At 59.3% G+C, this 15,145-nt stretch carries 14 protein-coding genes; 7 read left to right on the plus strand and 7 right to left on the minus strand.

Annotated features, from left to right (window positions below; translation table 11 throughout):
- The 4 genes from Q0K43_RS03860 to Q0K43_RS03875 all read left to right on the plus strand — a co-directional run.
- Positions 1 to 555 (plus strand): flavodoxin domain-containing protein (locus Q0K43_RS03860; RefSeq protein WP_297289253.1); only part of this gene is annotated, 555 nt, incomplete at its 5' end.
- Between the two features lie 214 nt (positions 556 to 769).
- On the plus strand, positions 770 to 2,479 hold the full coding sequence (locus tag Q0K43_RS03865) for a C69 family dipeptidase (protein WP_297289254.1): 1,710 nt from the start codon (positions 770 to 772) through the stop codon (positions 2,477 to 2,479).
- Between the two features lie 150 nt (positions 2,480 to 2,629).
- Positions 2,630 to 4,108: a stage IV sporulation protein A gene (gene spoIVA / locus Q0K43_RS03870; protein ID WP_297289255.1), complete on the plus strand. Its 1,479-nt coding sequence runs from the start codon at positions 2,630 to 2,632 to the stop codon at positions 4,106 to 4,108.
- A 126-nt stretch (positions 4,109 to 4,234) separates the two neighbouring features.
- A complete protein-coding gene (locus Q0K43_RS03875) occupies positions 4,235 to 4,729 on the plus strand; it encodes a hypothetical protein (protein ID WP_297289256.1) in 495 nt (164 codons plus the stop codon).
- 49 nt (positions 4,730 to 4,778) lie between these two features.
- Here Q0K43_RS03875 and Q0K43_RS03880 read toward each other — a convergent pair whose 3' ends face one another.
- The 7 genes from Q0K43_RS03880 to Q0K43_RS03910 all read right to left on the minus strand — a co-directional run bounded on the left by Q0K43_RS03880 (position 4,779) and on the right by Q0K43_RS03910 (position 12,051).
- Entirely contained in the window at positions 4,779 to 6,062 is a 1,284-nt protein-coding gene (locus Q0K43_RS03880) for a glycosyltransferase (protein WP_297289257.1), read from the minus strand.
- Positions 6,063 to 6,130: 68 nt separating this feature from the next.
- Positions 6,131 to 7,399 carry a choice-of-anchor A family protein gene (locus Q0K43_RS03885; RefSeq protein WP_366086135.1) on the minus strand — a complete coding sequence of 423 codons (1,269 nt, stop codon included), beginning with the start codon at positions 7,397 to 7,399 and terminating at the stop codon, positions 6,131 to 6,133.
- A gap of 78 nt (positions 7,400 to 7,477) precedes the next feature.
- The gene (locus Q0K43_RS03890) at positions 7,478 to 7,783 is read right to left on the minus strand and encodes a hypothetical protein (protein WP_297289259.1); all 306 of its coding nucleotides are present in this window, start codon (positions 7,781 to 7,783) and stop codon (positions 7,478 to 7,480) included.
- Positions 7,784 to 7,858: 75 nt separating this feature from the next.
- Positions 7,859 to 10,129, minus strand: coding sequence for a xanthine dehydrogenase family protein molybdopterin-binding subunit (locus Q0K43_RS03895; RefSeq protein WP_297289277.1), 2,271 nt, complete (start codon positions 10,127 to 10,129; stop codon positions 7,859 to 7,861).
- 2 nt (positions 10,130 to 10,131) lie between these two features.
- Positions 10,132 to 10,605, minus strand: a complete 474-nt coding sequence (locus Q0K43_RS03900; RefSeq protein WP_297289260.1) for a (2Fe-2S)-binding protein — start codon at positions 10,603 to 10,605, stop codon at positions 10,132 to 10,134.
- Positions 10,602 to 11,399, minus strand: coding sequence for an FAD binding domain-containing protein (locus Q0K43_RS03905; protein ID WP_297289261.1), 798 nt, complete (start codon positions 11,397 to 11,399; stop codon positions 10,602 to 10,604). Before Q0K43_RS03905 ends, Q0K43_RS03900 begins: the two co-directional genes overlap by 4 nt.
- A 31-nt stretch (positions 11,400 to 11,430) precedes the next feature.
- Positions 11,431 to 12,051, minus strand: a complete 621-nt coding sequence (locus tag Q0K43_RS03910; protein WP_297289262.1) for a Crp/Fnr family transcriptional regulator — start codon at positions 12,049 to 12,051, stop codon at positions 11,431 to 11,433.
- Between the two features lie 126 nt (positions 12,052 to 12,177).
- Here Q0K43_RS03910 and leuC point away from each other — a divergent pair, with 126 nt between their 5' ends.
- The 3 genes from leuC (at position 12,178) to leuB (ending at position 15,145) form a co-directional block, all read left to right on the plus strand.
- A complete protein-coding gene (gene leuC / locus Q0K43_RS03915) occupies positions 12,178 to 13,437 on the plus strand; it encodes a 3-isopropylmalate dehydratase large subunit (protein ID WP_297289263.1) in 1,260 nt (419 codons plus the stop codon).
- A gap of 149 nt (positions 13,438 to 13,586) precedes the next feature.
- Positions 13,587 to 14,072, plus strand: a complete 486-nt coding sequence (locus Q0K43_RS03920; RefSeq protein WP_087187950.1) for a 3-isopropylmalate dehydratase small subunit — start codon at positions 13,587 to 13,589, stop codon at positions 14,070 to 14,072.
- Positions 14,069 to 15,145, plus strand: a complete 1,077-nt coding sequence (gene leuB, locus Q0K43_RS03925) for a 3-isopropylmalate dehydrogenase (protein ID WP_297289264.1) — start codon at positions 14,069 to 14,071, stop codon at positions 15,143 to 15,145. The genes Q0K43_RS03920 and leuB overlap by 4 nt, the downstream gene beginning before the upstream one ends.

Consider the following 15,145-nt stretch of genomic DNA (forward strand, 5'->3'; position numbering starts at 1 on the left):
CTGGACCAGATCAAGTACATCTGCCCCCTCCACGGTCCTGTATGGAGGAAGGATCTGGGCTACTTCATCGACAAGTATGACAAGTGGAGCCGCTACGAGCCGGAGGAGAAGGGCGTCATGATCGCCTATGCCTCCATGTACGGCAACACCGAGGCCGCCGCCCAGGCGCTGGCCGCCAAGCTGTGCGAGAAGGGGATCACCAACGTATGGGTGTACGACGTGTCCAACACCCATGTGTCCTACCTGGTCAGCGAGTCCTTCCGGCTGAGCCACATCGTGCTGGCCAGCGTCACCTACAACCTGGGCATCTACCCCGTGATGCACGACTACCTCATGCACCTGAAGGGGCTCAACCTCCAGAACCGCACCTTCGCCCTCATCGAAAACGGCTCCTGGGCCCCCAAGTCCGGCGACCTGATGCAGAAGTTTGTGGATGAGGAACTAAAAAACATGACCGTCCTGAACGACCGGCTGTCCATCGCCTCCGCTCTCCATGCCGACAAGGCTGCCGAGCTGGAGTCCCTGGCCGACGCTATCGTGGAATCCATGCAGTAATGACCCCGGTGGGGCGCTCCCAAAAATTCTGTGGGAGCGCCCCGCTTTTGTCATTATTTGGATGAGATTGCAGTTTTCTGTGTTGACAAACCGTTTCTTTTGTGCAACTATTTGTTTATGACCGGAAACATCCGGAATCCGATGGAAAGAAGGGAGGTTGTTTTTTTCGCGGGACCCCGGACTCGAATCACAAAAGAAGGAGATGTGTACGACCATGAAAAAGTCCTTTCGCATCCTGTCCGCTGCGCTGGCGGGCACTGTGCTGCTGAGCACCAGCGCGCTGGCCTGTACCGGCGTTTATGTGGGCAAGGACGTCAGCGACCAGGGGACCTATATCATCGCCCGTAGTGAAGACCAGGGCCAGGGCGATTACAATAAGATGTTCATGGTGCAGCCCCGGGTGGAGAACGTGCCCGGCCGCTACATTGAGGACACCGCCACCGGCTTCAAGATCCCCCTGCCTGATACCACTTACAAGTATACCTATGTACCCGACTACACCCGGGGCGACGACGGTATGTATCCCGGCTCCTGCACCAATGAATACGGCGTGAGTATCTCCGCCACCGTGTCCACCTCCACCTGCGAGGCTTGGGAGAAGGCCGATCCATTTGTGGAGCCAGGCCTGCGTGAGGCTATCCTGGCTGCCGCTGTGGCTGCCGTGTCCACCAACGCCCGTGAGGCCGTGGATGTGCTGCTGGGCTATGTGGACCAGTACGGCTCCGAGGAAGGCAACACCGTCATGATTACCGATCAGAACGAAGCCTGGATCGTGGAGATCTACGGCGGCCATCAGTACTGCGCCATGAAGATGCCCGACGACAAGGTGGCGGTCTTCGGCAACCAGAACATGATCGGCCTGGTGGACCCCAAGGCCACCCCCGAGGACGGCTATATCTACTCCGACGGCCTGTTTGAGCTCATCGACCAGCTGGGTCTGGCGGTGAAGGAGGGGGACCTCTATCATCTGGCCAAGAGCGTCACCAACAACACCCGCGAGGACTACAACAATATGCGCAACTGGATGGGCATGAAGATCCTGGCGCCCTCCCAGGTGGGCGAGTACGACACCGACACCTTCTATCCGCTGTTCTACAGCCCTGATGAGAAGGTGAGCGTCCTCACCGTCATGGACATCTACCGCAGCCGCTATGAGGACACCCCTCTGGACGTGACCCTGCCCGGCCAGGAGGAGAACCGTGTCATCGGCACTGAGCGCTCCTCTCAGATCCATATCCTCCAGACCTTCCCCGACTGGCCTGCCTACTGCTCCTCCATTGACTGGCTGGCTCTGGGCAACGCCGAACACTCGGTGTTCATTCCCTTCTTCTCCGGCATCACCGACACCGCCGATGCCTATAAGGTGGATGGGGACACCTATGATCCTACCGGCGCCTTCTGGATGTTCAAGCGCATTTGCACCATTGCCGAGCAGGACCGCACCCTGTATGGCCAGGGCGTGAAGGACTTCTGGAAGCTGCAGGAGGCCCTGATGTTCCAGACCATGCTGGAGCAGACCCCCATTGTGATGGCCAAATATCAGGAGAGCCGGGCCGCCGGCGACGCCTATGTGACCCAGCTGGGGATCGACATGGCTGAGCATGAGATGACCCTGTCCGACAACCTGTACGCCAAGCTGCTCACCACCATGATGCACAACACCGGCCTGGCCGCCGGCAAGACCCCCACCACCTTCCTGGCCGACGTGCCGGTGCGCGAGGTAGCCGAGGCCAAGGGCTACACCGTCACTTGGAACGGCGCCGACAGCACCGTGACCCTCACCAAGGGCACCACTACCTACACCCTCACCCTGGAGAGCTACACCTGCAAGGTGGCCGGAGGCGACGATCTGGAGCTGACCCACTACTGCTACGCCAAGGACGGACTGACCTACGTTCCTATGGACTTTGCCAATATGCTGTAAATCAAGTCTCTTTTGCAAAAAAGTGCGCGTCAGCGCACTTTTTTGCTTTTTATTTCAAAGAAGCATTTCTCCCACTGGCATAATCCACGGCTTATCCCCATAGGTATGTAGAGAAAACGCCGGCTGACGCGGCCGAAGGAGGAATTGCCAGTGGAACAACGCAAGCTCTATGAAGATATCGCCCTGCGAACCGAAGGGGATATCTATATCGGCGTGGTGGGGCCGGTGCGGACTGGAAAATCCACATTCATCAAGCGGTTCATGGAAACGATGGTCATTCCCGGCATTGAAAATGTCTATCGCAGGGAGCGGGCCAAGGACGAACTGCCCCAAAGCGGCTCCGGCCGCACCATTATGACTGCCGAGCCCAAATTTGTACCGGAAGAAGCAGTGGAAGTAACGATGGACAGCGGGGCCACCTTTTCCGTGCGGCTCATTGACTGCGTGGGCTACCTGGTACCCGGAGCGGTAGGATCGCTGGAAGACGATGCGCCCAGGATGGTGACCACTCCCTGGTTCCCCCAGCCCATCCCCATGACTGAGGCCGCCGAGATCGGCACCCGTAAGGTCATTGCCGAACATTCCACCATAGGCATCGTAGTGACCACCGACGGCACCATTACCGATATCCCGCGGGAGGACTATCTGGAGGCGGAGGAACGGGTCATTACCGAGCTGAAGGAACTGGGAAAGCCCTTCCTGGTGGTACTCAACTCCGCGCAGCCTCAATCGGACCGGGCCAAGGCCATCCGGGCGGACATTGCGTCCCGATACGACGTGACCTGCGTGTGCGTCAACTGCCTGGAACTGGATGAGGATGCGGTGACCGGCATCATTAAAGGGGTACTGTACGAGTTCCCGGTGAAGGAGTTGGATCTGTTCCTGCCTCCCTGGGTGGATGCGCTGCCCTGGGATCATCCCATCAAACATGGTCTGTATGCCGCCATTCGGGAAAGTGCCAAAGGAATGCGCCGCATCCGGGATGTAGAGGGTACAGTGGCAACCATTGGAGCCTGTGACACCGTAAATCGAGCCCAAATTACTTCCATGAACCTGGGAACCGGCCTGGCTGCCGCCGATTTGGAACTGCCTCGCAGCCTCTTCTACGATACCCTGTCCCAGCAGTCCGGTTTTACCATTCATGACGATGGAGATCTGCTGGATCTGCTCAGTCGCTTGGCAAAAATTAAAACCGAGTATGATAAAGTGGCCGGCGCGCTGGAGGAAGTCAAGAATTGCGGCTACGGGATCGTGGTACCCGGCACCGACGAGCTGGTACTGGAGGAGCCGGAAATCGTCCGGCAGGGCGGCCGTTACGGGGTGCGTCTGAAAGCCTCCGCGCCGTCCATCCACATGATCCGGGCAGATATTGAGACAGAAGTATCTCCCATTGTGGGCAACGAAAAGCAGAGCGAGGAGATGGTCAATTTCCTGCTCCAGGAGTTCGAGGGGGACACCAAGGCCATCTGGCAGTCCAACATCTTCGGCAAGTCCTTCCACGAGCTGGTCAGCGAGGATCTCAACGCCAAGCTCAAGCGAATGCCGGAGGACGCCCGGGCCAAATTGCAGGAGACCCTCCAACGCATCATCAATGAAGGTTCCGGCGGTTTGATCTGCATTATCCTGTAATAAAACTGAAAATATTGCAAGGCAGACATCTTGTCACAGATTCAACTATGGTATATATTAGAAATGATCGGTCTGCGCCTGTAAAAAGACCGTGATTCTGAAAAAGATAGAAGAAGGAGCGTACTTATGAAAAGAGCTGCTGCATTGTTTATCACCGTGCTGTTATGCGTGTCGATGATGGGCGGATGTTCCGAACCTCGTTCGGAAAACGCCTATACCTATGACCATATGACCATCGAATTGCCGGAAGGATTCACTGTAGATGAGAGCGGTTCTTTCCCCATTATGTATTCGCCCAATTATCCGGAAGAGTCCGATAACATCAATATAACCAAGGCCGGTGCGGACAATATCGACAACTACAGCGAAAGCGTTATGGACAGCGTTTTTTCCAGTTCGTTGGTAGGATATACAGGAATGCTCTCCTATGAGGAGACGACAGTAGACGGACTGGACGCCATTCTTTGCTCCTATGGAGTAAGCATGTCCGGCGTGGATATGGTGGGTACCCAGTGTTACGTTTTCGGGCGTGATTACACCGATATTCTTACGCTGACCAGCGTTTCCGGCGCCTATGATGATGATTTTGAAGCCTGTCTTAAGTCCATTTCCATGCACTGAGTATTTTAAGAGCCGCCTTTCAGGCGGCTCTTTTTTGTGCAGTATACAGTCAGCATTCCAGAAGCGGCATCAGTTGATTCTGACAGATCCAAAGATCGTTGTAACGATTGCGCACCATTGTCTTGGCCTGTAAACTGTGGTCTTCCCGCATGCGATCCACAATGATACGTCCGTGGTCCTGATAATACGCCTCTTCTGACGGTCTGTATTTTTCATGGGTATCGTATCCAAAGTTCCTTGCATCCCAACGCATGAAGTAGGCCCCTAAGCTGCTTCCCAATTCTTTCAGCGCAGGTACCGCTTCATTGAGAACCAGAAAGTTTCCTCGGCTGGCCGCCTCCAGCACCGTTAAGCCAAAGGATTCTGAATAGGAGGGACAGATAAACAAATTGGACAGCTGAAACAGCTCAAAAACGGCATGCCTGGGAAATCCATCCGCATATCCCAGGTCTGAGGTAAACAGGAGATCGTCCCCCTGCAGTCCATACTTTTTGCCTTCCATCCGTATCATGGTCTTATAAACATGACTGGAGATATCTGCGCTGGGAAAATCGCAAAAAATAACTTTGATCTCCTTTTCCGTTGCTGTGTGGATAGCGCCGGCCAATGCTGCTACCTTTTCAAACCGCTTTCCGGTGGTCAATCGGGCCGGGTACACAGCCAACAATTCCGGATGGATCAAATCCATGTGTTGCGCTACGCACTGCACATCCCGACTTGCGGCCGAGATCAATGGCATTGTATTGTAAACCACTGCGCATTTCCCCTCCGGGACATCATACTGCCTGGCCAAAGCCGGTATGCCGGAGTAGGTTGGATAAACGAACTTCGTCCGCGGCATATCCATAAATCTTGCGGAAAAAGGATATGTCATCTCCTTGGGACGACATACCGGAAAAGAATGGGTAAAGGCCAGAAAACGTACATGCTCCAATTCTTTCTGCACCTTTCGGATTGCAATATTGTGGAGCAGATGCCAGCCCTGATAGAGAATGTCGTGCATGATACACACATCCACGTCTTTGAGGTGCCTCACAAAGTCCTTTGCAATCACATCGGCCTCTTCAAAAAAGGTCTCATGCACACTGCCGGAAGGGGCAGAGTAGTCATGCCAGATCATAGCCTTTCCGTTCAGGGTGTTGGCGATTTTGACCCACTGGACCCGCTCATCCAAAAACACGCCGGTCCGCTCTTCGTCCGGGCAGGTCTCGCTTACCAGCACTTTTACGGTTACATTGGCCTGCAGCAGCATTCTGATTTGGTATGCAACCACGTTTACCAGGGAGTAGGTGGTGGAGAGGCCGGAAAGCATGGTCAATATGGCAACCTTCATAGAGAAACTCCTCTTTGGGCGGTTTATTATGTTTGGCGCAGCAGAACTCTGCTGCGCCAAACATCCGTTTATTGGGTGCTGTCCTCACATGCGCATGCCTCAAAAAGATCCAGCTTCTGCTTCAAGATCATCTCCAGGCCGGCAATGGAGTTCACCATAGATTCTACTGAACGATTGGTCAGCAGAATGGTTTCAGGGGCAACATCCTCAAAGGACAGAACTTTCTGCAATTTCTCGCCCTCAGCATTCAGAATGTGGGACAAGGCCGCCTGCTGCAGAGCAACGGACTCGAACAGATCCGTGATCGCCTGATTTCTGGGGGCAGGCGCGGCAGTCGTGGTGGTGCTGGTCGAAGTGGTAGACGTGGTAGTAGACGTAGTGGTCGTGGTGGTACTGGTCGTCGTAGTCGTCGTTGAGGTCGTTGTTGTAGTGCTGGTGGTGCTGCTGCTGGTGGTGGTGCTGGTCGTCAGAAGGCACTCGGTTGGTTCGGGCAGTTCGCCGATAAACAGCTCGTCGTGACTTTCAGCATTGCCAGTAAAGGAATCAAAGATAATATTCCCGTTGATCTGACTGAATGTGGTAACCGCAGCGGCGCAGGGCGCCAGCACAGAGCCGTAAATGGCGGTGGTGCTGTTGGACCAGGTCAGGGCATCGGGATAGTTCCATAAGATCCTTCTTGCGTTTTCTCTGGTAGCCGCCGTTCCATTTCGGAAGATCTGATAGCTCCCGTATTGGATATTGGCGCCGTCTACGTTGATCAGGATGGTGGAACCGATGGGTGCAATGATGTTGATCCCATTCAGCTGGTTCAGAGACAAACCGGTACCATAGATGTTGGTGCTGTCAAAATGGAATACGTTCAGGGTATCGCTCAGACCGGTTAAATTCAGCTGGTTGAATACCACCGCTCCGCTTCCGTTTGCCTCCAGCGCGCTCCAGAAGGCAGAGGCGCATTTTAAATACCGCTCTGCTTCCACAAAATCAATGGGAGTCCCGGTGACCAGTGCGCCGTTGGGATTGCCCATTGTATAATTGATTACCGTGCTGCTGGGGCTGATGACGGTATTGCCGCTTGCGTTGGAGCCTGCGGAAACATCTACATCGCCGCCTATCACGAAAGAGGGGTCCGTATTTGCCGGCGGCAGCGGAAGAATGCTTGCACCGACGCCATAGTTGCTCAAGGTCGCGTTGCCGCCTACGGCTACACGGCCCTCCGCATCTGTATTACTCAGGCTCATGTTGCCGAATACAAATACGTTATAGTCATTGGCAAGGCCAAAATTGATTGCCATATAGGATCCTCCCATAAAATGATAATGAGGTTCTCTGTGGTACATCCTAGTTTATGCGCTGCGCTGATCCTTGGTGCGAAAAAAGTCGGGACTCCGTAAGGAGTCCCGACTGAGCATAACTGATTACTGCTCTGCAGCAGCGTCGGCCGACTGACTCTTTTCGCACAGGCAGCCGTCAAACGCAGAAAGTTTGGAATGGAGGATCATTTCCAGTCTGGATACAGCGTTCACCATAGACTCCACCGACTTGTTGGTCGCCAGCAGTACATCGGGGGTGACCTCTTGCATGGCGACCATCTTCTGGATCTTCTCGCCTTCCGCGTTGAGAATGTGAGACAGCGCGGTTTCCTCGAGGGCTACCGATTCAATGATATCGGTGATGGCCTGATCTCTGGTGGTGGTGCTTGGCTTGATAACTGGCATTCCCATAGTGACATGCGATCCTTATTCTGCATTAAGCTTTCGCTCGCAGCATCCTATGCCGGGGACTGCCGTCATGTGATTTTACCCCATGAGGATCTTCTCGGCGGTGATGGGCAGGGAGCGCACCCGCACGCCGGTGGCGTTGTATACCGCCTGGGCAATGGCGGGGGAGGGGGTGTTGATAACCACCTCGCCGATGGATTTGGCGCCGAAGGGGCCGTTGGGCTCGTAGCTCTCCTGGAACTCCACCCGGATCTCCGGCAGGTCGGTGCGGCAGGGGATCTTGTAGGTCATGAAGGTGGAGTTGACCATCTGGCCCTTGGGGTCGTAGTTGATGTCCTCCAGCAGGGCCATGCCGATGCCCTGGGCGATGCCGCCCTCGGCCTGGACACGGGCCAGGTTCTTGTTGATGACGGTGCCACAGTCCACCACGCCTACATAGTCCACAACTTTGGTCTCGCCGGTCTCCAGGTCCACCTCCACCTCGGCAAAGCCCGCCATGAAGGGCGGGGGAGAGGTGGGGCTGCAATGGCTGGCGGTGGCGGTGAGCCACTGGGTGCCCTCGCCCACCACCAGGTCCTGGGCCAGCTTGTCCAGAGTGATGGAGGTCTCCGGATTGGTGCGGTCGTACACCTTGTCCCCGTCGAATTCCGCCCGCTCGGGGTGGATGTTCAGGCGGCGGGCGCCTTGGTTGGCGATCTTCTCATTCAGCTCGGTGCAGGCCTTCACCACCGCCATGCCGGTGACATAGGTGGTGCTGGAGGCGTAGGAGCCGGTGTCGAAGGGGGAGTGGTCGGTGTCCACCCCGTCCACGGTGATGCGCTCCATGGGGCAGTTCAAAATTTCGGCGGCCATCTGGGCCAGGATGGTGTCGCAGCCGGTGCCCATGTCGGTGGCGCCGATCATCAGGGTGTAGTAGCCGTCGTCGTTGAGCTTGATGGTCACCGACGCGGTATCGATGGCAGAGATGCCGGAGCCCTGCATGGTTACCGCCATGCCCACGCCCCGGACGCGGTGGTCGTCCACCTTGACGCAGGGGTATTTCTCCTTCCAGCCGATCAGCTCCATACCCCGCTCAATGCACTGGGGCAGCTTGCAGCTGGTGAGTGGCTCATTGTAGTAGGCAGCCATGTTCTCGCCCACATGGGGCAGGTTCATGAGCCGCAGCTGGGCGGGGTCCATGTGCAGCTGCTCCGCCAGTTCATTCATGGCCGACTCCATGGCAAAGCAGCCCTGGGTGGCGCCGTAGCCACGGTAGGCCCCGGCGGCCATCGTATTGGTGTACACCACGTCCCAGGAGAAGCGGAAGGCGGCCTGCCGGGCGTAGAGGGGGATGGTCTTATGGCCCGCCAGGCCGATGGTGGTGGAGGCGTGTTCGCCATAGGCGCCGGCGTTGGACAGGGCGTGCATATCCACCGCCTTGATGGTGCCGTCCTTCATGGCACCCACTTTGACGTGGACCCGCATCTGGTGGCGGCTGTTGGAGGCCTGGAAGGACTCCTTCCGGGTGTAGACGATCTTGGCGGGCTTACCGGTGCGCAGGGTGACGATGGCGGGGAACAGTTCGCTGACCAGGGTCTGCTTGGCACCGAAGCCGCCGCCGATGCGTGGCTTTACCACCCGCACCATATTCTTAGGCAGGCCCAGGGCTCGGGCGATGGTGCGGCGGCAGTGGAAGGGCACCTGGGTGGAGGTGACCACATTGAGCCGCCGGTTGTGATCCAGATAGGTATAGGTACGGAAGGTCTCCATCATGGCCTGGGCGTTGGCCTTGGTGTAGTAGGTACCCTCCACCACCACGTCGCAGGAGGCCAGGGCGGCATCCACATCCCCGTCGGCATCGCAGCCGCTGGACACCAGGTTGCGCTTCTGGTCGCCGCCGATGTCGAAGTGGTGGAAGTAGTCATCCTCCGAATGAACCACAATGGGGTTGTCCAGAGCGGTCTCAAAGTCCAGCACCGGCTCCAGAATGTCATACTTCACCTGGATCATGCGCATGGCCTTGGCCACGCAGTCCTTGTCCCGGCCCGCCACAATAGCAACCGGGTCGCCCACATAGCGGACGGTGCGCTCCAGGATGTAGCGGTCGTAGGGGGAGGGTTCCGGGTAGGACTGGCCCGCCAGGGTATAGCGGATCTGGGGCACGTCCTCCCAGGTCAGGATGCAGGCGATGCCGGGTACCCGGCTGGCGGCGTCCTTGCGGATGGATTTGATACGGGCGTGGGCGTGGGGGCTGCGCAGTACCTGGACCACCAGACAGTCCCGGGGTACCATGTCCTCGGTGTACACGCCCTTGCCGCCGGTGAGGGCGGCCCCGTCCAGCTTGGGGACGGCCTGATTCACATATCTCAAATTCATGCCTGACCCTCCTTCTCCCAGGGCTTGTCGTTCAGCCAGGCCCGAAGAGCCCGGGTCTGACCGGCGTAGCCGGAACAGCGGCACAGATTGCCCGCCAGATAATTGGAGATCTCCTCCTCGGTGGGGTCGGTCAGTTCCCGGCGCATAGCCAGCACAGCCATGATGAAGCCGGGGCTGCAATAGCCGCACTGCTCGGCCCCCTGGGCGGTCATATACCGGCCAAAGGAGGCGGCCTCCTCCTTCACACCCTCCAGGGTGGTAACGTTGAGGCCGTCGGCACGGGCGGCGGGGTAGGAGCAGGACAGCACCGGCTTGCCCTCCACCCACACGGTGCAAAGGCCGCAATTGCTGGTGTCACAGCCGCGCTTCACGCTGACGTAGCCATACTTGCGCAGAAACTCCAGCAGCATCATATCGTTGGGGATGTGCTTGTTGTACAGCATCCCGTTAACGGTGATTTTAACTTTCATCCCTTGTTCTCCTCCATACACTGCTCTGCTGCACGGCGTACCAGTACGGCGGCCAGCTTCTTGCGGTAGTCGGCCCCCGCCCGCAGGTCGGTGCCGTAGGTCAGCTCCTCAGCGGCGGCCTGTCCGGCGGCTGCGGCACCCTTGCCCTCGTTGAGGCAGGCGGCGGCGCCCTCAGCGCGCACCGCCCGGGCGGGACGGGCGCCCACTGACACGGTCCACTGGCCGTTGAGGCAGCTTACCGCCGCCGCCAGAGTGGGGAAATCGGTGGTGGAGCGGCGGACGCTCTGGTAGGCGGCCTGGCGGCCGTCATCCCTGATCCGCACCTTCAGCAAGATGTCGTCAAAAGCAATGGGGGAGGCCATAAAGCGATCCAGGGGGATCTCGCCGCCCCGATAGAGTACCACGGTGGCGTCCAGAGCCAGCAGGGCGCAGGTCAGGTCGGAGAATCCAAACCGGGAAAAGACCGACCCGCCCACAGTGGCGCAGTTGCGGAAGGGTACCCCCACGATGTGGGACACACTTTCCCCCAGAATGCCGTCAAACCGGGAGGTGACGGCGGGGTGGGTCTCCAGCTGATGGAGGGTGACGCAGGCCCCCAGCTCCAGGCAGCCGTCCTTCACCTCGATCTGATCCAGGCTCAGCCGGGTCAGGTCGATGGCGCGGCTGATGCGGCGGCAGCCCAGCTTCAGCCAGCAGCAGCCCCCCAGCACAGCGGCGGCCCGGATGTCCCGGTGGAGCAGCTCATCGGCCTCCGCCAATGTTTCGGGGAACACATAACTTTTAATGGTGTACAAATCCAATTCCTCCCCACAAGGTTTTCTCTCTTTACAAATCAGGCTGACGTAAAAAATTTTCCAATCCTTGCCGATTCAATAACTTCAGGCTTTTATAGCCGGTTTTGACCCAGCCGTTCTTATCAAACTCGCCAAGCACACGGCTTACCGTCACCCTGCTTACGCCTACCGAAGCGCCGATCTCCTCATGGGTACAGCGCACTGTGTTCTCCGGCCAGGGGAGCAGGGAGAGCAGATGGCGGGCGATGCGCTTGTCCGCCTGGAGGAAGTCCCCGTCCACATGGCCGGACAGCATCCGCACACGGCGGGCCAGGTCCTCCAGCATGGCGATGGCCAGATCGGGATGGGCGGCAAAGACCTGGGTCAGGTGCTGCCGGTCCACCGCCACCAGCTGGCATTTGGTCACCGCCATGGCGGAGGATACCCGGGGCTGGCCGTCAAAGAAGGCGGCCTCGCCCATCAGCTCGCCGGCATGGGGGAGGGTGAGGATACGCTCCTCGCCCTCGGGGGAACTGATGAAGCACTTGGCGGTGCCCGATACAATATAATAAAAGCAATCCGCCCGGGTGTCCTGGAGATAGATCAGCTCTCCCGGCTCCTTGTGCAGAATGGGCTGGCCGTCGGCCAGAGGCGTCCAGATGTTGCGCAGCATGGCGGTTTCCTCCTTTCGGGCGGGGACAAGCCCTGCCCTTACGGTAAGATTGTAGCATGGTTTACATTCTTCTGGCAAGGGGGTATGGTATGCTGATACCAACAAGAAATAAGGAGGCGCCCTCGTATGGGAATGACCATGACCCAAAAGATCCTGGCCCGCCACGCCGGACTGGACCAGGTGGTACCCGGCCAGCTGGTGGAGGCCAAGCTGGACCTGGTGCTGGGCAACGACATCACCGCGCCCGTCGCCATCACCGAGTTCCGCAAGGCGGGACTGACTCAGGTATTTGATCAAGACAAGATCGCCCTGGTGCTGGACCACTCCACCCCCTGCAAGGACATCAAGTCCGCCCAGCTGTGCGCCCAGGCCCGGGAATTTGCCAAGGAATTCAACATCACCCACTTCTATGACGTGGGCTGCATGGGTGTGGAGCACGCTCTGCTGCCGGAAAAGGGCCTCACCGCCCCCGGTGAGTGCATGATCGGTGCCGACTCCCACACCTGCACTTACGGCGCGGTGGGTATGTTCTCCACCGGCGTGGGCTCCACCGACATGGCCGCCGGCATGGCTACCGGCCTTGCCTGGTTCAAGGTGCCCGCCGCCATCAAGGTCACCCTCACCGGCAAGTTCCAGCCCTATGTGTCCGGCAAGGACGTGATCCTCCACCTGATCGGCATGATCGGCGTGGACGGCGCTCTGTACAAGTCCCTGGAGTTCGCCGGGGAAGGGGTAGGGGAGCTGTCCATGGACGACCGCTTCACCATCGCCAACATGGCCATTGAGGCGGGCGCCAAGAACGGCATCTTCCCGGTGGACGACAAGACCCGGGCCTACCTGAAGGGCCGTGTCACCCGTGCGTGGGAGGCGGTGGAGGCCGACCCCGATGCCGAGTACGAGCGGGAGATCGTCATTGATCTGAACACCCTCCAGCCCACGGTGGCCCTGCCCCATCTGCCCTCCAACACCCGCACCATCGACCAGGTGGAGGGCACCCACATCGACCAGGTGGTCATCGGCTCCTGCACCAACGGACGCCTGGACGACCTGCGGCAGGCGGCGGCGGTCCTCAAGGGCCGCAAGGTGGCCGACGGGGTGCGCTGCATCGTCATCCCCGCCACCCAACAGATCACCCTGGACGCCATGGCCGAGGGCCTGATCCAGACCTTCATCGAGGCGGGCTGCGCCGTGTCCACCCCCACCTGCGGTCCCTGCCTGGGCGGCCACATGGGCGTACTCTCCGACAACGAGCGGGCCATCTCCACCACCAACCGCAACTTTGTGGGCCGCATGGGCCCCGTGTCCTCCGAGATCATCCTGGCCAACCCCGCCGTGGCCGCCGCTTCCGCGGTGGCTGGCTGCGTGGCCGATCCCCGAACGCTGTAAACAGCGTTCGGGCCCCCATATTATTCTTCCTCGGGGCAAGTGAATTGCCCCTGCGGCAAGGTTTTGCAGGGCAAAACGCTTGCGCGCGCCACTTGGCGCGTCCCGCCTGCGGCGGGTCCCAAGGCACCAAATCAGAAAGGGTGACATCCTTGAAAGTATATAAGTACGGCGACAACGTGGATACCGACGTGATCATTCCCGCCCGGTACCTCAACGCCCCTGACGAAAAATCCCTGGCCTCCCACTGCATGGAGGATATTGATGCCAATTTCGCCTCTACCGTGGAGCAGGGCGACATCATCGTGGCCGGGGCCAACTTTGGCTGCGGCTCATCCCGGGAACACGCGCCCCTGTCCATCAAGGCCTGCGGCGTGAAGTGCGTCATCGCCCCCTCCTTCGCCCGCATCTTCTACCGCAACGCCATCAACATCGGCCTGCCCATCATGGAGAGCCCCGAGGCTGCCGCCGCCATCCAGGCGGGGGACACTGTGAGCGTGGACTTTGCCACCGGCACCATCACCGACGAGACCCAGGGCAAGACCTGGCAGGCCGCGCCCTTCCCGGCCTTCGTGGACAACATCATCCAGGCCGGCGGCCTGCTCAACTCCCTGAAAGCGCGAGGTGTGGCGAAATGAATTACAAAATCGCTTTGATCCGGGGCGACGGCATCGGCCCCGAGGTGGTGAACGAGGCCGTCAAGGTGCTGGAGGCCGTGGGCAAGAAGTTCGGCCACAGCTTTACCTATGAGGACGTGCTGCTGGGCGGCTGCGCCACCGACGCGGTGGGCAAGAGCTACCCCGACGGCACCGCCGAGAAGTGCAAGGCCTGCGACGCTGTGCTGCTGGGCGCGGTGGGCGGTCCCAAGTGGGGGAGCGACAAGCCCGCCGAGCAGCGGCCCGAGACCGCTCTGCTGGCTATCCGCAAGGATCTGGGCCTGTACGCCAACCTGCGCCCCGCCGCTCTGCGGCCTGCCATGGCGGACGCCTGCCCCCTGAAGAAGGAGACGGCGGAGAAGGGCATCGACCTGATGATGGTCCGGGAGCTGACCGGCGGTATCTACTTCGGCCAGCGGGAGAAGTACGACACCCCGGATCGGGGCATGGAAGCCGCCGACCGGATGGCTTACTCCGAGAAGGAGATCGAGCGCATCGGCCGCCGTGCCTTCGAGCTGGCCCGGCTCCGCCGGAAGAAGGTGTCCTCCGTGGACAAGGCCAACGTGCTGGAGACCTCCCGCCTGTGGCGGTCCGTCATGCACCGTTTGGCAGCGGAGTACCCCGACGTGCAGTACGAGGACGTGCTAGTGGACAACTGCGCCATGCAGCTGGTCCGTGACCCCGGCCAGTTCGACGTGGTGGTCACCGAGAATATGTTCGGCGACATCCTGTCCGACGAGGCAAGCATGGTCACCGGCTCCATCGGCCTGCTGCCCTCCGCCTCCATCGGCGACACCGCTCCCGGCCTCTACGAGCCCATCCACGGCTCCGCCCCCGACATCGCGGGCCAGGACAAGGCCAACCCCATCGCCACCATCCTGTCGGTGGCCATGATGTTCCGCTACTCCTTCCACCTGGCCGCCGAGGCCGACGCGGTGGAGGCTGCCGTGGACGCTGTGTTGGCCGAGGGCTGGCGCACCGCCGACATTGCCGAGCCGGGTGTCACCCCCATCGGCACCAGGCAGATGGGTGATTTGATCTGCCAGAACATTTGA

The organism is uncultured Flavonifractor sp. (genome assembly GCF_944383115.1).
In the GTDB taxonomy this organism is placed as follows: Bacteria; Bacillota; Clostridia; order Oscillospirales; family Oscillospiraceae; genus Flavonifractor.

Excerpts from the sequence above, each read along its gene's own strand:
- Q0K43_RS03865 (WP_297289254.1), top strand. The coding sequence starts at position 770 with ATGAAAAAGTCCTTTCGCATCCTGTCCGCTGCGCTGGCGGGCACTGTG.
- Q0K43_RS03875 (WP_297289256.1), top strand. The coding sequence starts at position 4,235 with ATGAAAAGAGCTGCTGCATTGTTTATCACCGTGCTGTTATGCGTGTCG.
- Q0K43_RS03880 (WP_297289257.1), bottom strand. The coding sequence starts at position 6,062 with ATGAAGGTTGCCATATTGACCATGCTTTCCGGCCTCTCCACCACCTAC.
- Q0K43_RS03885 (WP_366086135.1), bottom strand. The coding sequence starts at position 7,399 with ATGTACCACAGAGAACCTCATTATCATTTTATGGGAGGATCCTATATG.
- Q0K43_RS03890 (WP_297289259.1), bottom strand. The coding sequence starts at position 7,783 with ATGGGAATGCCAGTTATCAAGCCAAGCACCACCACCAGAGATCAGGCC.
- Q0K43_RS03900 (WP_297289260.1), bottom strand. The coding sequence starts at position 10,605 with ATGAAAGTTAAAATCACCGTTAACGGGATGCTGTACAACAAGCACATC.
- Q0K43_RS03910 (WP_297289262.1), bottom strand. The coding sequence starts at position 12,051 with ATGCTGCGCAACATCTGGACGCCTCTGGCCGACGGCCAGCCCATTCTG.
- leuC (WP_297289263.1), top strand. The coding sequence starts at position 12,178 with ATGGGAATGACCATGACCCAAAAGATCCTGGCCCGCCACGCCGGACTG.
- leuB (WP_297289264.1), top strand. The coding sequence starts at position 14,069 with ATGAATTACAAAATCGCTTTGATCCGGGGCGACGGCATCGGCCCCGAG.